Source organism: Rhodococcus jostii RHA1, assembly GCF_000014565.1.
Lineage (GTDB): Bacteria > Actinomycetota > Actinomycetes > Mycobacteriales > Mycobacteriaceae > Rhodococcus_F > Rhodococcus_F jostii_A.
On record NC_008268.1, the window covers coordinates 3,686,416 to 3,707,456 of the forward strand.

15 protein-coding genes are annotated in these 21,041 nt (G+C 68.6%); 2 read left to right on the forward strand and 13 right to left on the reverse strand.

Features of this window, described 5'->3' with window-relative positions:
- Positions 1 to 20: 20 nt before the first annotated feature.
- The 10 genes from RHA1_RS16925 to RHA1_RS16970 form a co-directional block, all read right to left on the reverse strand.
- Positions 21 to 833, reverse strand: a complete 813-nt coding sequence (locus RHA1_RS16925; protein ID WP_011596110.1) for an NmrA family NAD(P)-binding protein — start codon at positions 831 to 833, stop codon at positions 21 to 23.
- A 4-nt stretch (positions 834 to 837) separates the two neighbouring features.
- The gene (locus RHA1_RS16930; protein WP_009476486.1) at positions 838 to 2,787 is read right to left on the reverse strand and encodes a hydantoinase B/oxoprolinase family protein; all 1,950 of its coding nucleotides are present in this window, start codon (positions 2,785 to 2,787) and stop codon (positions 838 to 840) included.
- Positions 2,784 to 4,886: a hydantoinase/oxoprolinase family protein gene (locus RHA1_RS16935; protein ID WP_050787322.1), complete on the reverse strand. Its 2,103-nt coding sequence runs from the start codon at positions 4,884 to 4,886 to the stop codon at positions 2,784 to 2,786. The genes RHA1_RS16930 and RHA1_RS16935 overlap by 4 nt, the downstream gene beginning before the upstream one ends.
- 181 nt (positions 4,887 to 5,067) lie before the next feature.
- Entirely contained in the window at positions 5,068 to 5,724 is a 657-nt protein-coding gene (locus RHA1_RS16940) for an SRPBCC family protein (RefSeq protein WP_011596112.1), read from the reverse strand.
- A complete protein-coding gene (cutA, locus tag RHA1_RS16945; protein ID WP_011596113.1) occupies positions 5,721 to 8,219 on the reverse strand; it encodes an aerobic carbon-monoxide dehydrogenase large subunit in 2,499 nt (832 codons plus the stop codon). The genes RHA1_RS16940 and cutA overlap by 4 nt, the downstream gene beginning before the upstream one ends.
- Positions 8,216 to 8,860 (reverse strand): (2Fe-2S)-binding protein, encoded by a 645-nt coding sequence (locus RHA1_RS16950; RefSeq protein ID WP_009476490.1) that lies wholly within the window; start codon positions 8,858 to 8,860, stop codon positions 8,216 to 8,218. Before RHA1_RS16950 ends, cutA begins: the two co-directional genes overlap by 4 nt.
- Before the next feature lie 2 nt (positions 8,861 to 8,862).
- Positions 8,863 to 9,774, reverse strand: coding sequence for an FAD binding domain-containing protein (locus RHA1_RS16955; RefSeq protein ID WP_011596115.1), 912 nt, complete (start codon positions 9,772 to 9,774; stop codon positions 8,863 to 8,865).
- A 76-nt stretch (positions 9,775 to 9,850) separates the two neighbouring features.
- On the reverse strand, positions 9,851 to 11,278 hold the full coding sequence (locus RHA1_RS16960) for a uracil-xanthine permease family protein (RefSeq protein ID WP_029539762.1): 1,428 nt from the start codon (positions 11,276 to 11,278) through the stop codon (positions 9,851 to 9,853).
- Positions 11,279 to 11,442: 164 nt separating this feature from the next.
- Positions 11,443 to 13,146 carry a PucR family transcriptional regulator gene (locus RHA1_RS16965; protein ID WP_041811585.1) on the reverse strand — a complete coding sequence of 568 codons (1,704 nt, stop codon included), beginning with the start codon at positions 13,144 to 13,146 and terminating at the stop codon, positions 11,443 to 11,445.
- Positions 13,147 to 13,237: 91 nt separating this feature from the next.
- Positions 13,238 to 14,341 carry an XdhC family protein gene (locus RHA1_RS16970; RefSeq protein WP_011596118.1) on the reverse strand — a complete coding sequence of 368 codons (1,104 nt, stop codon included), beginning with the start codon at positions 14,339 to 14,341 and terminating at the stop codon, positions 13,238 to 13,240.
- Positions 14,342 to 14,523: 182 nt separating this feature from the next.
- Between RHA1_RS16970 and RHA1_RS16975 the strand changes: the two genes are divergently transcribed.
- Positions 14,524 to 15,711: a CaiB/BaiF CoA transferase family protein gene (locus RHA1_RS16975; RefSeq protein WP_011596119.1), complete on the forward strand. Its 1,188-nt coding sequence runs from the start codon at positions 14,524 to 14,526 to the stop codon at positions 15,709 to 15,711.
- A 23-nt stretch (positions 15,712 to 15,734) separates the two neighbouring features.
- Here the strand turns inward: RHA1_RS16975 and RHA1_RS16980 are convergent, their stop codons facing one another.
- Entirely contained in the window at positions 15,735 to 17,096 is a 1,362-nt protein-coding gene (locus RHA1_RS16980) for an amidase (protein WP_011596120.1), read from the reverse strand.
- Positions 17,097 to 17,238: 142 nt separating this feature from the next.
- On the opposite strand from RHA1_RS16980, the gene RHA1_RS16985 reads away from it, so the two are divergent.
- The gene (locus tag RHA1_RS16985; RefSeq protein WP_011596121.1) at positions 17,239 to 18,414 is read left to right on the forward strand and encodes an MFS transporter; all 1,176 of its coding nucleotides are present in this window, start codon (positions 17,239 to 17,241) and stop codon (positions 18,412 to 18,414) included.
- Between the two features lie 48 nt (positions 18,415 to 18,462).
- Here RHA1_RS16985 and RHA1_RS16990 read toward each other — a convergent pair whose 3' ends face one another.
- Both RHA1_RS16990 and proS read right to left on the reverse strand, forming a co-directional pair.
- On the reverse strand, positions 18,463 to 19,308 hold the full coding sequence (locus RHA1_RS16990) for a hypothetical protein (protein ID WP_011596122.1): 846 nt from the start codon (positions 19,306 to 19,308) through the stop codon (positions 18,463 to 18,465).
- A 135-nt stretch (positions 19,309 to 19,443) separates the two neighbouring features.
- Positions 19,444 to 20,883, reverse strand: coding sequence for a proline--tRNA ligase (proS, locus tag RHA1_RS16995; RefSeq protein ID WP_050787323.1), 1,440 nt, complete (start codon positions 20,881 to 20,883; stop codon positions 19,444 to 19,446).
- Between the last annotated feature and the right edge of the window lie 158 nt (positions 20,884 to 21,041).

The following is a 21,041-nucleotide window of genomic DNA, read 5'->3' on the forward strand; positions in this document are numbered from 1 at the left end:
GCCCCGGCACGCTTTGTCACTCACCCGGCGGGGGTGGGCGGACGCCCGAGCAGCGACTCGAACATCGCGCCGCCCGCGAGGAACCCGTACCGGTCGTAGAACTCGAACATCGCGGACAACCGGGCGCGACCGTCGTCCGTCAGGTCCCGCCCGTGCCGCGACATCCACTCGTCGACGGACACCTGCTTCACCGACACCGGGCCACCCGCCCGGTCGCACAGGTCCCGCACGCTGAGGGCCTCCGGGCCGCCGAGTTCGTAGGTGGCGCCGTGGTGGATGTCCGGGCCCTCCACCAGCACTCGCGCGCCCACCTCGGCGACGTCCGCGAGTGCGACGAACGAGAACGCCGCGTCGGGGCTGTAGGGCAGTTCGACGGTCGTCGCCGTGCCCGCCAGCACCGCCCCGAAATTCTCGGCGTAGGCGCACGGCTGCAGGACGGTCCACCGGAGCCCGCCGAACGTCCGGAGTTCGTCCTCGCACCGCGCCTTGTCGACGTGGTGGGGCATGAGCGGGGTGTACGGCCAGGCCACGGAGTGGTAGACGAAGTGATCGACGCCCACCGACGCTGCGGCGCGCATCGTGTTCCGCAGCAGCGCCGGCTCGTCGGGGTGCACGTTGGGGGCGATGAAGTACACACCCCGGCAACCCGACAGCGCCTTGTCCAGTCCCGCACCCGTTTCGAGGTCGACGGCGAAATCACCGGCACGCCGGGCGGTGTGCACCACCCGGCGTACGTCGTCGAGTCCCTCGAGCGCCGCCACGACGGCGGCTCCGGTCTTCCCCGCGGCGCCGATGACGGCGATCTCGGCGCCGCGGGAGAGTGACTCGGTCATCGGATCACCGGTCGATGAAGTCGAACTCGGCGAACTTCGCTCCGCCGGACAGACGTTCGTAGCCGGGACCGCGGTCGAAGAAGGGCTCGTCGAGGCCGCGGTCCGCGCGCAGCTGCTCACGCAGGGCCTCGGTGGCGTCGATGTCCGCGACCGGTTCCCCGGTCGACGACGCCAGCACCACACCGTAGTCGACGCGTGCACCCTCCGCGGACACCTTGCCCCACAGCACGTCCCGGACGACTTCCTCGATCGGACGGTCGAGCGGGTCGCCCCAGCCGCCGCCACCTGTGGTGCGGATGCGCACCACTTCGCCGGCCTTGATCGGTTCGGCGTCGGTCAGCGCGTCGAACTCGCGCTCGTTCGGTCCGCCGGGGTCGAGGACCACCGAGAAGGGGCGTCCGGCCTTGCCGCCCTTGACTCCCCAGCAGGAGAGGATCGACCGGTCGGCGATGGACATGAAGTTCGCGTCCTTGAGCATCCGGATGTGCTTCTCGTAGCCGAGGCCGCCGCGGTAGCGTCCGGCGCCGCCGGAGTCCTTCGCCAGGCCGAGCTTCTCGACGATGAACGGGAACCGGCTCTCGGTGAATTCGGTCGGCAGGTTCCGCGAGTCGGGAACGACGTGGATGGTGTCCTCCCCGTCCGCGTAGTGCCTGCCGCCGGACCCGCCGCCGAGCACCTCCCGCATCAGGTAGGAGTGCCCGTCGAAGTCCTCGCCGTACACCCCCGTGTAGCGGATGGTCTCCTGGTCGGCGGGCATGTTCCCGTCGACGGCTTTCGCGACGACGCCGGCGAGCACGCCGAGCAGTCGCAGGATCACGAACGTCCGGGCATTGGTGGGCGCCGGGAAGATCGGGGTGATCAGCGTGCCCTTCTCCGGGAACTTCATCTCGATCAACGGCACGACACCCTCGTTGACGTCGAGTTCCGCCATCCGCTCGGGACTGTCGGCGAGGTTGCGCAGGATCGGCGCGAGCCATTTGATGAGAAAGTTGCCGTCGGCGTAGTCACCGCAGTGGTTGATGGGACCCTTGGCCTGCGGGCCCGTGCCGTTGAAGTCGAGGATGAGGCGTTCGCCGCCCTCGTCCTCCGGGCCGGTCTTGGTGAGCGTGATCCGCTGCCGGTGCAGCATGGGCTCGTCGACGCCGTCGTGTTCGGCGTAGTCCTCCCACGTGTACTCGCCCTTCGGGATCTTGCTGAGGATCTCCCGCCGGTACGTCTCGGTGGTCGCGTCCATCATCGCGTCGAAGCAGGCCTCGACGGTGTCGCAGCCGTACCGCTCGAACAGCTCGGTGAGACGGCGAGCGCCCATGAGGCAGGCCGAGCACTCGGCGTCGAGGTCGGCGGCCAGCGCATCGGGCATCCGCGAGTTGCGGGTCATGATGCGCAGTGCGGCCTCGTTGGGCACACCCTGATCCCACAGCTTGATCGGCGGGACCATCAGGCCCTCCTCGTACACCGTGGTCGCGCCCGACGGCATCGATCCCGGGCAACAGCCACCGATGTCGTCGTGGTGGCCGAACGCCTGCACGAACGCGACGACGGACGGTTCCTCCTCGCCCGGCCTGGTGGCGAACACCGGGACGGTGACGCAGAGGTCGGGGAGGTGGCCGATGCCGCCTTCGGACAGGTAGACGTCGTTGTGGAAGTAGACGTCGCCGGGCTTCATCGTGTCGAGCGGGAAGTCCCGGGCCACCGGGTGCACCAGCGCCGAATACGAACGGCCCGTGAGCTTCCGGAGGTTTCGGTCGTGGATGCCGGCGCGGAAGTCGTGGGCGTCGCGGATCATCGGGGAGCGGGAGGTCCGCGAGATCGACGTCTCGACCTCCATCTCGACGCTGGCGAGGTAGCCGGCGACGATCTCCACCAGCACCGGGTCGGGGGTCGTGCCGTCGACCGGGGTCAGCCGGTAGGGCTTGACCGCCTGCACTGCAACGGGTTCGGTGGTGACGGTCATCGGTTCGCTCCGTTCGAGTCGGCGATCTTGGTGATGCGGATGTTTCCGAAGGTGTCGATCCGCGCCCGGAAACCGGGGTGCACGGGGATGGTCGAGCTGAATTCCTCGATCACCGCCGGACCCTCGAGGACGTCGCCGGCACCGAGCCGGGCCCGGTCGTAGACCTGGGTGGTGACCCACTCGTCGAAGTACGCCGGACGGGTGCCGGTCACGGCGGACTCCGCTCCGGTCCCTGCCGCGATCTCGTTGAGGATCGGGCGCTTGATCGGGCCGATGCCGCTGACGCGCAGGTTGACCCACTCGACGTGCTGGTGCGGGTCGCCGCGGAAGTCGTAGCCGTACAGCTCCTTGTGTGCCTGGTGGAACCGGTCCGCGGCGTCGTCCATCAACTCCTGCGTGACGGGACCCTCACCGACGGGCACCCGCACCTCGAAGGCCTGGCCGAGGTAGCGCAGGTCGGCCGAGCGCGCATACTTGCGCTCGGCCTCGCCGAAGCCCTCGTCGGCGAGTGCGCGCTCCGCCTCCGCGGCGAGCGCGTCCAGCCCCGATTGCAGTTCCTCGATCTTCAGCCGGTCGTGTCTGCAGACGTGGGTCTGCACGTAGTCGTTGCGGACGTCGACCGTGAGCAGCCCGAATGCGGACACGTTGCCCGGGTTCAGCGGGACGAGGACGTCCTTGAGACCGAGGATGTCGACCAGCCGGCAGGCGAGCAGCGAACCGGAGCCGCCGAACGTGACCAGGGTGAAGTCGCGGACGTCGAGACCGCGCTTGACCGTGATCTGCCGCAGCGCGTTGGCCTGGTTCCATGCGGACACCTCGAGGATGCCGGTGGCGCACGCCTCGAAGTCGAGCTTCAGCTGGTGGGCGAGCTGCTCGACGCCCTTGCGGGCCAGTTCGGTGTCGAGGGGGATCTCGCCGCCGAGCAGGTGGGGTGGGATGCGGCCGAGCAGCACGTGGGCGTCGGTGATCGTCGGCTCGCTGCCGCCCTTGCCGTAGCAGAGCGGTCCGGGGTCGGCACCCGCCGACTGCGGTCCGACGCGGAGCGTGCCCTCGGGGGTCTGCCAGGCGATGGAGCCGCCGCCGGCGCCGACGGTGACGACGTCGATCATCGGGATCTTCGACGGGTACGCCCCCACCCGACCCTCGGTGGTGAGCGCGGGCTCACCGCGGACCACCACGGTGACGTCGGTCGACGTTCCGCCGCCGTCGCACGTGAGGACCTGTTCGACACCCGCGACACTCGCGATGAGCGCCGCGCCGAGCGCGCCGGCCGCCGGGCCGGACAGCACCGTCGTGATCGGCTGGTGCACGACCTCCTTGGCGGAGAGCACGCCGCCGTTCGACTTCATCACGTAGAACGGGATGTCGCGTGCTTCGCCCTCGTCGGAGGAGAACTCGCGCAGCCGGTTGGCGATGTTGTTCACGTAGTTGCGGATGTTCGGCTTCACGGCCGCATCGACCAGCGTGGTGATGGACCGCTCGTATTCGCGGTACTCGCGCAGCACCTGGCTGGAGATGCTTACCGTGGCCTCGGGGTATTCCTCGAGCAGAAGATCCCGGACGCGGTTCTCGTGGCTGGGGTCGGCGTAGGAGTGCATGAGGCACACGCCGATGGTGCGGATGCCGCGCTGGGCGAAGAACCGGGCGGCCTCGCGGACGTCGTCCTCGACGAGGGGGCGGATCTCGCTGCCGTCGAACGCGAGCCGGCCGCCGATGGTGCGGACGCGGTCGGCGGGGACGATGCGGTCGGGCTTGACCCAGAAGTAGGAGTTGCCGTAGCCGTCGGGGACGGACTGGCGGGCGATCTCGAGGACGTGCTCGTACCCCTCGGTGGTGATGAATCCGAGGTTCTCGACCTTGCCTTCGAGGAGCTTGTTGGTGGCGACGGTGGTGCCGTGGCTGACGGCGCCGATCGCGTCGCCGGTCTCGCCGAGCTTGGCGAGCACCTTCTCGATACCGGTGAGGAATCCCTGCGCCGGGTCGGCAGGCGTCGAGGGCGTCTTGGTGGTGACGACGGCTCCGGACTCCTCGTCCACAGCCACGACGTCGGTGAATGTTCCGCCGGTGTCGATACCGACCCGAATCTTTCTGGATTCCACGATTCCTCCTGGGCTCGTCTCTGTAAGGCAATTGCACCGCTTCCGCCGCCCGGTTTCTTTGTCACATATCGCCGAACTCATCGGTCCTCGTTCGGTGCTGCCCGTGCCCGGATGGCCCGGACAGACGACAGCACCCCGAACCGGACGGTTCGGGGTGCTGTGTGACGAGGTGTTCGCGACGCTACTTCGAGCAGGTGCCCCGCACGAGGATGCCGCCGACGAGAACACCGGCGAGGGCGATGCCGGCGCCGAGTGCGGCCGACGCGAGAACGGTTGTCGTGGAAGCACCCTCGGGCGCCCGCACCCGCGCGGCGGCTGCCGCGGGAGCCGCGGCCGCCTCCGCGACACCGGCGACCGCCGGTGCCTCGCCGGCCGCCGCGGCGACCTCGGCCGCCGGGATGCCGTTGGCGATCACGCCGTCGATGCCCTTGAAGAACACCCCGGCCATCTTCTTCGCGACGCCGGTGATCATCCGCTGCCCGACGCCGCCGACCATGCCTCCGACGACGGCGTCCGCGTCGTAACTGAGCAGGGTGCCGCCGTCGCGTTCCTCGAGCCGCACCGTCACGTCGGCCTTGACGGTGCCGGGAGCGCCCGCACCCGACGCCGTCATCACGAACGACTCGGGCCGATTCTGCTGCGACAGAATCACTTCGCCGTCATAGGTGCCCTTGATGGACGCGACACCCGCGGTGATGGACAACTTGTAATGGTTGTCGCTGAGTTGCTCGAGGGACTGCACCCCGGGGATCGTCGCCGCGAGGACCCGTCCGTCCTGCAGGTTGTCGTACACGGCCTCCGGTGGGGCCGTCAGTAGGGCGGTGCCGGCGATTCTCATTCGTTCTCCTTGCTCTGTGACGACGCGTGTGCGAGGCGAAGCTCGAACAACTCTGAAGGGGATATCGGCATGGAGGTGATCGGGATGCCTTCGGCGTCCTCGATCGCTGCCGCGATGACGGCGGACGTCGGGATCACGCCCGCCTCGCCTGCGCCCTTCATCCCGAGGGGATTGAGACCGGACGGGGTGACGGTGTGGTCCATCTCGAGCGAGTCGGGCATCTCGGTGACGAACGGCATCAGGAAATCCATGTACGACGCGTTGAGCATCTGGCCGTGCTCGTCGTAGACGATCTTCTCGTACAGCGCGCCGCCGACACCCTGCGCGACGGCGCCCATGACCTGGCCCTCGACGATCCGCGGGTTGATGACGTTGCCGCAGTCGTGGATCACGGCGTACCGCCGCACGTGGATCTCCGCCGTCACCGGATCGGTTTCGACGATCGCCGCGTGCACACCGGACGCGAACGTCGACGTCGGGGGCGAGTAGTAGCCGGTGGCCTCGAGCCCGGGTTGTTCACCCTCCCGGACCGGCGGAATCGTCATGTCCGTATCGGCTTTCGCGAATCCGGTGGCCTGCCGCGACGCGTCGTCGAACGCGTAGCGCAGCGGATTCGACAGCACGGCGACCACACCCAGCGAGATGGACGTGCCCTCGGCGCCGGGCAGCGTGCCGATCTTGCACACGTGCCCACCGCGAAGTTCCAGTTCGGCGGGGTCGAGGTTCAGCGCCTCACCGGCGATCGTGCGGGCCTTCTCCGCCACCATCTGCGCGGCCACGTGGAACGCCGAACCGGACATCACGGCGCCGCGGGACGCGAACGTGCCGACGGCATAACCGAATCGACGGGTGTCGCCGGTGACGATCTCCACGTCGGTGACCGGCACGCCGAGGTCGTCCGCGACGATCTGCGCGAACGCCGTCTGGTGGCCCTGCCCCTGGGTGGTCAGACCCGTTGCGGCCTTGACCTTCCCGGACGTCTCGACGAGGACGTGGGCGCCCTCGTACGGGCCCGGTCCGGTGCCTTCCACGTAGGCGCCGATCCCGATGCCCACGGCCCGGCCTTCGGCCTTCGCCTGTTTCTTGTACTCGGCGAACCCGTCCCAGTCGATGAGCTTCTTGAGCTTGTCGATCCCGGCCTGGTAGTCGCCGGTGTCGTAGATCAGCGGGCGGCCGTCCTGGAAGGTGAGGTGGAAGTCGTACGGCATTTCCTCGGGCCGGATGAAGTTGTGTTCGCGAACCTCGATGACGTCCTTGCCGAGGTATTTCGCGATCGCGTCCATTGCCCGTTCCATCGCGAACACGGCCTGCGGTCGGCCGGCGCCGCGGTAGGGCGTGACGATGACGGTGTTCGTGTAGAGCGAGTACGCGTCCACCCGGAACGATTTCGGCTTGTACGGCCCGAGCACCTGCGTCGACGTGTTCAGCATGACGATGATGCCGTACGGCAGGTAGGCGCCGTTGTCGTGCCAGAACGTGAAGTCGAACGCGAGGAGTGTGCCGTCGTCGTCGAATCCGACCGTCACCTCCTGGATCTGGCCGCGCTCGTGCGCGCTCGACACGAAATGCTCGCGCCGGTCCTCGACCCATTTGACCTCGCTCGAGATGCCCGCCGTCCCGAGCCGCCGCGCGGCCCAGGTGACCATGACCTCCTCCGGCCACGGGTGGACGATCTTGACGCCGAATCCGCCACCGACATCGGGCGCGATGCAGTGGACCTTGTTGTGCGCCATCTTCAGTCGTGCCGCGATCGCGGCGCGAGCCGACGTCGATGTCTGCGTGGACGTCCAGAACGTGAGCGCCTGCTCGTCGGTGTCCCAGCGCGCGTAGACGCCCTTGCCCTCCATCGGCATCGACGCCGACCGCTCGATCTCGAGGTTCAGCGTCAGCCGGTGCGGCGCATTCGCCAGTTCCGCGTCCACGTCGCCGAATCCGTGCTGCAGGTGCGCCGCGACGTTGTCGGGGACGTCCGCGTGCACCGCGTTGTCCGCCTGCCGCGCCACGTCGATACCCACGACCGGTGGGAGCATCTCGTACGTGACGTCGATCTTGGCGCACGCGTCCTCGGCGACGTACCGGTTGTCGGCGACCACCATCGCGATCGCCTCGCCGACATGATTCACCTCGTCCTTGGCGAGCGGATACCCGTTGCGCGGGGCGGTGATCGCCGGATGCGGGATCAGGAGGGGGAGATTCTCCGCCATCTCCGGGGAGTCGTCCACGAGGTCGTCGTACGTGTAGATCGCGTGCACACCGGGCAGGTCGAGCGCGGCATCGATGTCGATCCCCGTGATGCGGGCATGCGCGTGCGGTGACCGGACGAACGCGGCGATGAGCGCGTTGTGACCCAGATCGTCGAGGTAGCGGCCGTTGCCGGACAGGAGCCGGGCGTCCTCCGTGCGGGGAATCGGCTTGCCGAACAACTTCTCCGACGCGGCGGGCGCGTCGGCACCCGTGGTGGGCGCGGGCTCGGTGCGGGGTTTCGTGACGCTCATGCTCGCCCTGCCCTTCCACCGACCGGGTTGGTCGTGCCGCGGACCTTCGGATCGAGTGAGGCCCGTGACGACTCGTCGTCCTCGCCGAGCGGGAACTCGCCCGAACGCTCGCGCTTGATCTCCGCGGCGCGCAGCACGGCCGCCCTGATGTTCTGATATCCGGTGCACCGGCAGAGGTTGCCCGCGATCGCGTCGGTGGCCTCCTCGCGGGTGGGCGAGTCGTTCTCCTCGAGGAACGCTGCGATGGTGGTCACGAAGCCGGGAGTGCAGAATCCGCACTGCAGGCCGTGGCAGTCGATGAACGCCTGCTGCACCGGATGCAGGGTGCCGTCGGGTTCGACGAGACCCTCGACGGTGGTGACCTCCCGGCCCTCGAGGCTCGCCGCGAGCACCAGGCACGACCGCACGGGTTTGCCGTCGAGCAGCACGGTGCATGCGCCGCAGACCCCGTGCTCGCAGCCGACGTGTGTCCCCGTCTGGCGCAGATGGTGCCGGATCGCGTCGGACGCGAGGGTGCGCGACGGCAGCACCACCGTCTGCGTCACCGCGTTGAGCGTGAACGTCACCGCGACGTGCTGTTCACCCGTCTCCTCCTGCAGTCCGGCGAGTTGTTCGTCGATGCTGTGCGTTGCCTTTGCCATGGTCACCTTCCTCCCGCCGACGCGTGCACGGCGGCACCGTCGAGCACTGCATCCTGCGCGGCCGCGAAGCCGACCCGGGCGGTCAGCGCCGCCACCAGCTGCGACCGGTACCGCGCGGTGGCGTGGATGTCGGGCTCGGTGTCGATTCGCTCCCGCGCGAACTCGGACAGATTCCGCCACAACGGGTCCCGGTCGTCCGTCGCGGACGCACCCCGCAGCACGTCCGTGTAGTCGACGACCTCACCGAGCTCGCCGGCCGACACGTACGTCATCCGAGCCTCCGCGACCGCACCGCCTTCGACCCGCACCTGCGCCGCGACCCCGACGAGTGCGTAGTCGCCGTGCCTTCGGGCGATCTCGTCGATCGCCGTCCCGACACCGGGCTCGGCGGCCGGGACGGTGACACTCGTGGCGATCTCGTCCGCCTCGAGCGTCGTCTCGAGCGGCCCGGCGAACAGGTCGGTCGAGCGGATCTCCCGGACCCCGCGCACGGAACGCACGGTGACCGAGCCGCCGAGCAGCGCGAGCACGGCCGGCATCTCGGCGGACGGGTCGGCGTGGACGATCGAGCCGACCGTCGTGCCGCGGTTACGGATGGTCGGGTGCGCGACGAGACGCAGCCCGCGGCCGATCAGCGGCTGCACCTGGGCGGCGCCGCGGTCGGCTTCGAGCACCGAATGGGTGGTCAGTGCGTCGAACGTGACACCGAGCTCGCGTGACGACGACACCGCGTCCAACCGGGGGATCGATCCGATGTCGACGAGGTGCGCCGGCGCGGCCAGCCGCATGGAGAGCAACGGGATCAGCGACTGCCCGCCCGCGAGCACCTTTCCCTCGTGAGCCACGTCCGCGAGGATCTGAGAGGCCTCGTCGATCGACCGAGGTCGGTGATAAGTCAGTGGCGACGGTTTCATTCCTCAGATCCTGCCCGTATCGTACGCTCGACGTTTCGTGAACTAGTGACAAAACTCACGTCCCCCCGATGGCAGATCACGTGAGCTGACCGACCCGATCCGGGGCCGTTCCGTCGTCCGCGGTGGGCTTCGGGGCGTGACCGCCGGCCCCCGCGTCGTCCGCGTCCTTCGGTGCGATGACCCGGCACAGGTGGTACATGCCGATCACCACGATCGTGCCGAGCGCGATGCCGCTGAGGGAGAAACTGTCCGTGAAGGTCAGCTCGGTGTCACCGATCGCGATGATCAGGCCGGCGGCGATGGGCATCAGGTTGAGCGGGTTGCCGAAGTCGACGCCGTTCTCCTTCCAGATCTTCGCGCCGAGCAGGCCGATGATCCCGTAGAGCACCACCGTGATTCCGCCGAGCACACCACCGGGGGTCGCGGAGATGACGGCACCGAACTTGGGGGAGAAGCCCAGCAGCATCGCGATGACGCCTGCCGCGGCGTACGCGGCGGTCGAGTACACCTTCGTCGCGGCCATGACGCCGATGTTCTCGGCGTACGTCGTCGTGGGGGATCCGCCGACGCTGGTCGCGATGGTCGTGGCAAGGCCGTCGCCGATCAGGGCGCGTCCCATCATCGGGTCGAGGTCGGTCTTGGTGATCTCGGCGACGGCCTTGACGTGTCCTGCGTTCTCTGCGATCAGGGCGATCACACCGGGCAGCACGAGGACGATGAACGTGAGGCTGAACGACGGCGCGTGGATGCCCACGATGCCGTTCGCCTCGTCGGAGAACGGCGGAAGTCCGATCCACGACGCGGAGGAGACGCCGTCCCAGTTGACGCGGAAGTGCTCGGTGACTCCGCCTGCGACCGGGTCGTACGACGTGATCATGCCGGTCGTCAGGTCGAGCACCCACGACAGCACGTATCCGAAGAGCAGCGTCAGGAAGATCGCGACCCGTCCGAGGAATCCGCTGAGCGCGACGCTCGCCACCACCAGCACGACCATCACCGTCAGCGCGACCCACTGGTCCTGCGGCCAGTACGTTCCGGCCACGACCGGGGCCAGGTTGAACCCGATCAGCATGACGACGGCGCCGGTGACCACGGGCGGCAGGATCTTGAACACCACCCCGCCGCCGAGGAAGTGGATCAGCACGCCGATCCCGGCGAGCACGAGACCCGATACCAGGATCGCCCCGGTCACCTGCGCGGAGGTGCCGCCCTGGGCACGGATGGCGGCGATGCCGCCGACGAACGCGGCCGACGTCCCCAGGTAGCTGGGAATCCGGCCCTTGACGACCAACAGGAAGAAGAGGGTGCAGAAACCCGACAACATCACGGCCAGTTGAGGATTGAGTCCCATGATGATCGGGAAGACGAACGTGGCCCCGAACATCGAGACCACGTGCTGCCCGCCGAGCCCGATCGTGCGACCCCAGCTGAGCCGTTCGCTCGGGGCGACGACCTCCCCGGGCGCGATGGTCTTGCCATCTCCGTGCAGTGTCCAGATAGGCATAGGGGGACCTTTCAGACAGGTGACGGTGCAGGAGTGCCGACGGCCAGCTTCGATGATGTGCCGCATGTCACAGTTGCACCTCGATAGGAGGGAAACGTTATTACAGCGTCAGCCACCCGGCGTGAGAAGAATCTGCCAGTGCGCGTGCAGCGAAATTGGCAACTTTAGGAATTGATGCCGCGCATCGCCATGATCTTGAGGGCGAGCGACAGGTCGAGTCGTAATTCGGGGTGATCGGTGAACGACCCGAGCATCTTCTCCAGCTTTACCACCCGGTACCGCAGGGTGTTGTAGTGAAAGTGGAGTTGACGTGCGGTTTCGGCGATGTTGATGTTGGTGGCGAGCAACACCTCGAGGGTGCGCCGCATGTCCTGAGCCTCGGGTGTGTCGGCCGTCAGTTCGCGGAGGGTCTCGGAGGCGAACGACTCCAGTTCCCGGTCGTCCTCGACGAGGCTCAGCAACCGGTAGACACCGAGATCGTCGAAATGTGTCACGGCCCAGGCGCCGGTGATCTGCCGTCCCACCTTCAGCGCGGTCCGGGCCTGGCCGTAGAGGGCCGGGATGCCGTCCACCGAGTCCGTCGGCCGGGACACTCCCACCCCGAAGGGCCTGCGCCCACCGCCGCCGTCGCCGCGCACGTACGCGACGAGTTCGTGGACGAGGTTCATCGTGTCGGTGCCGACCCCCATCAGGATCACCGTCTCCGTCGCCAGCGCAGTGACCGCGGCACCGGTGTCACGGCCCGCGACGGCACTCGTGAATGCCCGCGCCTGACGCTCGACGAGCGGCATCCGGGTAGGCATCGACGGCTCGTCCTCACCGACCGGATCGGGTTGGATCACCACGACGACCACGGGACGGTCCAGGTCCCAGCCGAACGTCTTGGCATGCGCGACGACGTGCTCGTGTTCGCCGCCGCGGCCGAGCAGCAGGTCCCGCACGAAGTTCGCGCGATGCTTCTCCTCCACCGAGGACACGACCAGTTCACGGGCGACCACCAGGGCGCACACCGCCGCCGCCTGCTCGACGAGATACAGGTCTTCGCTGCGCAGCGGGTGCCCGGTGCTGAAGTGCACCAGCCGCCCGTGATCGATGCCGTTGGCTGAAATCGCTGAGACGGCGATGAACTCGTCGCCCAGCCGGTGCAGGCCGAGCCCGCCCTCCGTCGAATCGGTGCGGACCCGCCCGGTGGAGTCGAGCGCCGCACTCGACGCCAGCCGGTTCAGCTCGGACTCGTCCCCGGCCCGGCACAACTGACGTCCGTCGGGTGTCGTGATCAGCACGGCCCCGCCCAGTTCGCCGTGGACGGCGACGGCGAGTTCGGCGAACCCTCCACCGGCCATCACGACGTCGACGAGCACTCTCCGCAGCCGGTCCGCCTCGAACACGGCGTCGACCTGCCGGGCCGACAACTCCGCGAGCGCACCCGCCAGCGGGTGTGTCTGCGAGTACAGGTCCGCGACCACGACGACGGGAAGCCCGAGTTCGTCGGCCGCGTCGGACATCTCGGCCGGCAGCGTGGCGCCGGGGTCGTCGAGTCGGACGGCGAGCCCGCAGACGCCTCGCCTGTCGAGCCGGGCGAGAAACGCGTCGATCGGCTCGACCAGTCGGCCGAGAACCGCGGACGTGGTGATCAGCAACTGTCCGGTCCGGAGCCACGGTCCGATGTCCGGCACCGCCATCACGGCCACGTTCGAGACCTCACGCGAGGTGCCGGTCTCGCCGGCGACGAGGGTCGGGGAGACGAGGAGATCGGACACCAGCACGTCGGCGAACGATTGCGGCGCAACGTCCCGACCAGGCGTGTCGCCGATGTCGGCGGCTGCGCGGAACCCGGGAGCGGAACTACCGACATCCCTCGCCGTCACTGCAACACCCTGCTCACTTGATCCGATACTCGCCCCGGATGGCGCGAAAGTGTGACCTTAAGTCTCGACCCGAATACCCGTCAAACGATGGTCACACGGTGCACTCGAGCGGACGGCCGGTCCCGGCCGGTGCGTCACGGTGAATCGGACCGCTCAGCTGCTGGAGCTCGAGCCCGGTGGTGCCCCGGGTCGTCTTCATCATCTCGGCGAGGATCGACACCGCGGTCTCTTCGGGAGTGCGGGCACCCAGGTCGAGGCCGATCGGGGAATGCAGCCGCGCCAGCTCCGCCGTGGTCGTCCCCTGTTCCCGCAGCCGCGCGACCCGGCGCTCGTGCGTGGCCCGGCTGCCCATCGCGCCGATGTACGCGGCGTCCGATCGCAGGGCCAGCTCCAGCAGTGGGATGTCGAATTTTTCGTCGTGGGTGAGCACCGCGAGGACCGTCCGGTGGTCGACCGGCGCGGTCTCGAGGAACCGGTGCGGCCACATCACGACGACGTCGTCGGCGTCCGGGAACCGGGCGCGCGTCGCGAACACGGCGCGGGCGTCGATCACCGTGACGTGGTAGCCGGCGAACGCGCCGAGCGTGCACATGGCCGCCGCGAAGTCGATGGCCCCGAAGATGTACATCCGCGGTGGGGGCGCGAAGATCTCGACCATGCACACCGTCTCGGACTGCAGCTGATACACCAGCGACTCACCGGCGTCGAGACGACGGCGGACATTCGCGACGTCGGTCTCGGGCAGGTCGAGCTCGCCCGCGGGACCGTCCCCGGTGATCACGCAGCGCCGGGTCCGTGATCCGTCGCCCGTCTCCGTCACGACGGCGATCGACTCACCGCCGCGGATCCGTCGCGCCACATCCGCGAAGTCGGGGAAGTCGTTGTGCCCGATGCGCTGAACGAACACCTCGATGGTGCCGCCGCACGTCAGACCGACACCGATCGCGTCGTCGTCCGCCACGCAGAACACCTCGGTCCGGCTCCGTCCGTCGGCCAGCACGTCCCGCGCCGTCTCGTACAGCGCGCTCTCGACGCACCCACCGGACACACTTCCGAGCACCTCACCGGATTGCGACACGGCCATCGCCGCGCCCGGTGCCCGCGGAGACGACTTCCAGGTGCGCACCACCGTGGCGAGGGCGAAGTTCTCGCCGCGGTCGAACCACGCTTCCAGGCCCGTCAGGATGTCGCGCATCGTCTCGTACTCCTCGGGTGATTCGTCGGGACCCTCACGCTAACCGGAGGCGACCGGCCGACGCGGCACACAATGCGCCGAAAACCCCAGCGGCCGCTTGTGCATTCTCGCCATCGCTATCGATCGGCGGCTCCGCAATTCTCGGACGGCCCCCTTCCTTCACAGAGAACCGAGGATCCACCATGAATCAGTTGCTCAGCGGAATCCGGGTCCTCGACCTCACGCGGGCCCTCGCCGGTCCGCTGTGCACGGCACTGCTGTCCGATTTCGGCGCCGACATCATCAAGGTCGAGACCCGTTCCGGTGGCGACAGTTCCCGGCAGTGGCCGCCGTTCGACGGCAGCGACAGCCTGTACTTCGCCTCTGTCAACCGCGGCAAACGGTCCGTCGCGCTCGACATGCGCAGCGAGCAGGGCCGGAAACTGCTGCGCCGCATGGCCGTCGACGTGGACGTCATCGTCGAGAACTTCCGTCCCGGCGTCCTCGCGGACATGGGGCTCGATCAGGAGTCGCTCGCCGAAGACAATCCCGGCGTGATCGTCATGAGTGTCAGCGGTTTCGGCCCGACCGGACCCGAGCAGTTCTCGCCGGGACTCGATCAGGTGGCGCAGGGCATGTCGGGTCTGATGTCGGTGACCGGCGCGGGCGACCACACGCCGATGCGCGTCGGCGTCCCGATCATCGATACCGTGTCCGGTATCTATGCGGCACTGGGCATCACGGCGGCGCTCGTGTCGCGGGGCAGTGACGGCGCCGGTCATCACGTGCAGACGTCGCTGCTCGAATCGGCCCTGTCGATCATGTCGTTCCAGGCGCAGAACTACCTGAGCACCGGTCGCGTCGCGGAGCCGAACGGCAACACGCACCCGACGATCACGCCGTACGGCACGTTCGACACGGCCGATTTTCCCATCATCATCGCGACCGGCTCGGATCGGCACTGGGAGTCGCTGTGCCAGGTTCTCGGGGATCCCGACCTCGCCGACCGGCCCGAATACCGCACCGGCCAGTCACGACTCGCGCACCGCGATCGGCTCACCAAGGAACTCCTCGAACTGCTGTCCGTGCGGCCGGCCGCCGAATGGGTGACGGCGATTCGCGCGGCGGGTATCCCGTGCGGTCCCGTCCACACGATCGATCAGGCCTTCGCCGACCCTCAGGTGCAGGCGCTGAAGATGGTGCAGCCGGTGGCCACACCTGACGGCGGTGAAGTGCCGCTGGTGCGTGGTCCGTTCTGGGTGGACGACGAGACCCTGCCCATCCGGAATGCGCCGCCGATGGTGCTGGGACAGGACACGGCCGAGGTGCTCGGTGAATTCGGGCTGAGCGACGAAGACATCGCGGGCCTGCGGCGAGACCGGGTGATCTGACACCCGCGTCGGCCGTGGTCGCCTCACAACCGGGCGGCCACGGCCAACGCCACGTGCTCGCACCACGGGCGCGCGACGACCTGCACCCCGATCGGCAACCCGGACCGGGTGCTTCCCACCGGAACGACGATGGACGGCAGACCCGTCACACTGATCGCGCGGCAACTCGCCAGGGCCTGAGACCACGTGAGCGAGTGCCCACCGACGTCGAACAGTTCCTCGCCCAGAGGCGGCGCCGGGATGGAGGCGACGGGAAGGACGAGCACGTCGCCCATCTCGCCGAGCAATCGGTGGACGAGTTCCGCTCGCTGCGCCCACAGTCGCTCGACCAGGCGCCGGTCCACGTCCCGCGCGTCGGCGAGCATCATGGCGATGTTCGTTCCGAAGTCGGTACCGAGTTCTTCGATGTCGGTGTGGGTTTCGACCGAACGCAACGTCCCGAACAGATCGTTCCCCTCCGACAGCGCCGCTCCCCGGTACGGTCGGGCGCAGAGCCGTCCGGCGGCGCCGGCGACGGCCGCGACAATCTCCGTGTCGACCGGGACGGTCCCGTCACCGGGCGCCCACGTGATGTCGAGACCCGGGAGGTCCACCGAAGCCGGGTCCGTCCAGCGGTACTGCCGGGACGAGAGCACCCGCAGCACGAGCGCCGCGTCGTCCAGGGTCCGCGCCATCGGGCCGATCGTCTGCAGTGTGCCGTGCATGGTCGCCGGATTGGTCAACAAGTGATCGCCGGACGGGACGCCGGGATACTGTCCGTCGGGGTCCACCCGGCCGATCGTGGGGCGCACGGACCGCAGTCCCGTGCAGTGGGCGGGCCAGCGGACCGAGCCGCCGAAGTCGGTGCCGAGACCGACGACACTCATCCCGGACGCGATCGCTGCCGCCTCGCCGCCACTCGAACCGCCGGGGGAGCGGGCGACACCGTCGGGCCGCAGCGGGTTCACGGTGTACCCGAACAGGTCGTTGTGCGTCAGGCCGCTGGCCCCGAACTCCGGGGTGTTCGTCTTCCCGACGAGAATCGCGCCGGCCGCCCTCATCGCGGCCACCGCGGGCGCGTCGACACGCGGCACGTTGTGCTCGAGCGCGCGCGACCCCGCCGTCGTCCGGACACCTGCGGTCGCGATCAGGTCCTTCACGGTGAACGGGACCCCGGCCAGCGGACCGACGTCCTCCCCTCGGCCGATGCGGGTGTCGAGGTCGTCGGCGGCCCGGATCGCCTGATCCTCGGCGACGGTGACGACGGCGTTCAGCTCCGGGTTCCGGGCCTTGATGTGCGCCAGGTGGTCGTCGAGCACCTCGCTCGCGGACACCTCCCGGTTCGTCACCGCGCGGGCGATCGTCTGCGCGTCCGAGCCGACCCAGCTGCCGTCGTTACCCCACACATGTCCTCCTCGGCTCGTGCTCAGGGGTCGACGCTAGACACCCCCACACCCGCCGCACACGGCCAGTGTGCACAGGAAACCGTCGCCCGAGCTGTGAAGAGTTGATACTTCGCCGCGCCACGGGCTCTGGGAGGATCGGGTGATGCTCTCGCCCTGGGTCCGCCTCGCCGCCGCGCTGTTCGCGGTCAGCTGGGGTGCCAACCAGTTCGCCCCGATGCAGCTCGTCTACCGCGAACATCTCGGTCTCGGCAACGGCTCGTTCACCGCGATGCTCGCGTCGTACGTCGTCGGGCTGGTACCCGCCCTGCTGTACTTCGGGCGCGTGTCCGACCGGTTCGGCCGGCGCGCGGTGATCCGCCCGATGATCCCCGTCGGCATCGTCTCCTCCCTCGTCCTCATCGCGGGCGCCGCCGTCCCCGACCTGCTCTACCTGGGCCGGGTGCTGGCCGGACTCGCCTCCGGCATGGCGTTCGGCGCCGGAACCGCCTGGATGAAGGAACTCAGCTCCACCGCGCCCGCCGGGGCGGGTGCACGCCGCGCCGCCGTGTCGTTGTCCGCGGGATTCGGCTGCGGAGCCCTGTTCGCCGGCATGATCGCGCAGTGGCTCCCCGCCCCCGAACTGCTCCCGTACCTGGTGCACATCGCGTTGATGCTCGGGGCCCTTGCGTTGGTGTGGGCGGTGCCCGACGTGCGCGTCCGGGCGACCGACCTCACCGCCACACCCCTGTCGGCGCTGGCGACACCCCAGTTCCGGTGGCGCATCGCGCCCTGGGCACCGTGGGTGTTCGGTGTGGCGACCGTGTCGTTCGCGACCCTTCCGCCGCTCGTCTCCGAGTCGCTGCGGTCCACGTCGGTGGCCTTCACCGGGCTCGTCGCGGCGCTGACCCTGATCACCGGGGCGATGATCCAGCCGTGGGCCAAACGGTGGTCGCAGCAGGACGACGCCGCCGCCGGGATCCGGGTCGGCATCACCCTCGGGGTGCTGGGCTTCGGCGCCGCGACCGTGGTCGCATACACGGACGGCGCGCTGTCCGTCGCCGCGATCGTCGTCGCGGCCTTCCTCCTCGGATCCTGCTACGGCATCCTGCTCGGATCCGGTCTGGCGTCCGTCGAAAGACTGGCACCGGCAGACGAACTCGCACAGACCGTGGCGGTGTTCTACTGCCTGATTTACGTCGGCTTCACCGTCCCGTTCGTCATCTCACTACTCGCCCCGCACGTCGGTTACGCCGCCTGCTTCGTGGGGGCGGCACTGCTGATGCTGCTGTCCGTGGCAGTGGGCCGGATGGTGAAGGACCGGCACCTCACCCACACGTGAGTGGCGAAGCGTGCCCTGGCACGCTTCGCCACTCACCTACGGAGGGTCCTACCGTTCGGTCGCGCCGCACTCGCCGCATGCGGGCACCAGCGCCTCACTGCGCGGCTGCGGCGCACCGGCCTGCGACCGCACCGGGAGCAGCGGCGGCCACGGCCAGTGCTGGCCGAGGCGGCCCCGCGCACGCAGGAAGCCGAGACCGAGCACGAGCCCGAAGATCAGGTGCCCGATCAGCGACAACGTGATCGTCGTCGGCGTGAGCGGGAACATGTCGTGCTGTCCGTGTGGCGACAGGGCGACCGTTCCGATGAGCCCGGCCCACACCGGGAACACCGCGAAGGTGACGAACGCGAGGATGACGACGCGGCGCGACCGATGCTGGAGGCCGAGTGCGAGGGCGACGAGGAAGAAGGCGATTCCGATGCCGCCGCCGTCACCGAGATACCGCCACAGGTAGCCGACGATCGCGCCGGTCCGGGTGTCGGTTCCCGAGTGCAGCCACGTCCCCATTTTCGGAATGAAGTCGCCCCACAGCCCGAGCAGATACACGGTGTCGAGGCGGAAGACGTCGTAGGCCAGACACGCGAACATGCCCCAGCCGAGGCCGTGGCCGACGATGCGGTCGATCGGGTGCGGAGCGAACACGCACAACACGGCGAGGGTGGCGGCGAGCGGAATGATCACCAGCGCACCGGTGGCATTCATCGGCACGACGCCGAACACCTGCGCCGAGATCGCGAGCAGCGGCAGGGAGGCGAGCAGCAGATACAGGCCGATCCGGGCGAAGGCCCAGTGGTGACGGACCGCCTTCCGGACGGATTCGACGGCGGGCAACGCCACGCCCGGCGGATCGTGTTCGTGGACGTCGGGGACGGTGGTGCCGAGGATGCGGGGCATGCGACGGATTCCTTTCGATCGAGGGACTTCTCTCTCCGAGTGGTCGGTTTTCGAGATCCCCAGCGTCCGACGAGTGCCCGGCATTCGAATAGTCCCCCGAGGGGTGGTGGTAGCCACCCCTGTACGTGCGTCCCGTCAGTAGGCGCGCCCGAAGATCACCCGCTTGCCATACGCCGACGCCGCGCCGCATCGCACGCACACACCTGTCTCCGGTTCGCCGCCGAGGGGAACACATCGCGGGGTGGCAGCGGTGAGGGACTTGATCTCCTCCTCGCACGCGGCAATCCCGCAGTGCAGGGCCAGTGCCCACCCGGTCGACACCGCGTCCGCGAAATCCGTCCAGTTGTCGACGGTTCGGGCGTGGCCGTCACGGAACGCGGTGGCGCGAGCGAGCAGGAAGGCCTGAAAGTCGTCCAGGACCCCGGGCATGGCCTCGGGCAGGGAGTCGATCGGCACGGCCTGCTTACCGTCGTCGCCGAGTCGTTTCACCATCATCACGGTGCCGTCCTCCAGATCTCGCGGGCCGAGCTCGAGCCGGACCGGGACGCCGCGCATCTCCCATTCGTTGTATTTGAAACCCGGGGTGAGGTGGGGGCGGGCATCGACATGGGTCCGTACCCCCACCGACCGCAGGCGGTGAGCCAACTCGTCGGCCGCGCCCTCGACCGCGACGTTGCCGCCGCGGGTGATCGGCACGATCACCACCTGGTGGGGCGCCAACCGCGGCGGGAACACCAGGCCCTTGTCGTCGCCGTGCGTCATGACGATGCCACCGATCATCCGGGTGCTCATCCCCCAGGACGTGGTGTGACACAACTCCTCTCGTCCAGTCTCGCTGGTGAACCGTATGTCGAACGCCGACGCGAACTTGATGCCCATGTAATGCGAGGTGCCGGACTGCAGCGCACGACCGTCCCGCATCATGCCCTCGATCGTGTAGGTCGCCACCGCACCCGCGAACCGTTCGCCGGGTGTCTTCTCACCCGGGACGACCGGGATCGCGGCCAACTCACGCGCCACCTCGTGGTAGATGTCCAGCGCCAGCATCGTCTCGCGGCGGGCGGACGCCTCGTCGACGTGCGCGGTGTGACCCTCCTGCCACAGAAACTCTGTGGTGCGCAGAAACATTCGCGGCCGTAGCTCCCACCGCACCACATTCGCCCATTGATTCAACAGCAGTGGCAGGTCGCGGTGCGAGCTGATCCACTTGGCCATCATCTCGCCGATGATCGTCTCCGACGTCGGCCGCACCACCAACGGCTCCTCGAGAACCTTCCCGCCGACATGGGTGACCACCGCCAGTTCCGGGGAGAACCCTTCGACGTGTTCGGCCTCCCGGCCCAGGTAACTCTCCGGAATCAGCAACGGGAAGTATGCGTTCTCGTGACCGGTGTCCTTGATGCGACGATCCAGCTCCGACTGCAACAGCTCCCACAGCCGGTACCCGTACGGCCGGATCACCATGGTGCCCTTGGCCGGACCTCGATCCACCAGGCCCGCCTTGAAGACCACCTCGTTGTACCAGGCAGCGAAGTCCTCACTCTGGGCTGTCACACCACGCTCATCCCGTGCCATGCCCAGACAGACTACTCGGGAGGCGCATGCCACGGTCGGTCCTGGGGCACCCGGCCGCCGGCCGCCCGGGCTGCGGCGACAAGATTGATCGACTACATCTCGACGTGCCGAGAACCTGCGCGGGGTCGTACCCCACAGTCTCGTCGAGTCCACAGCAT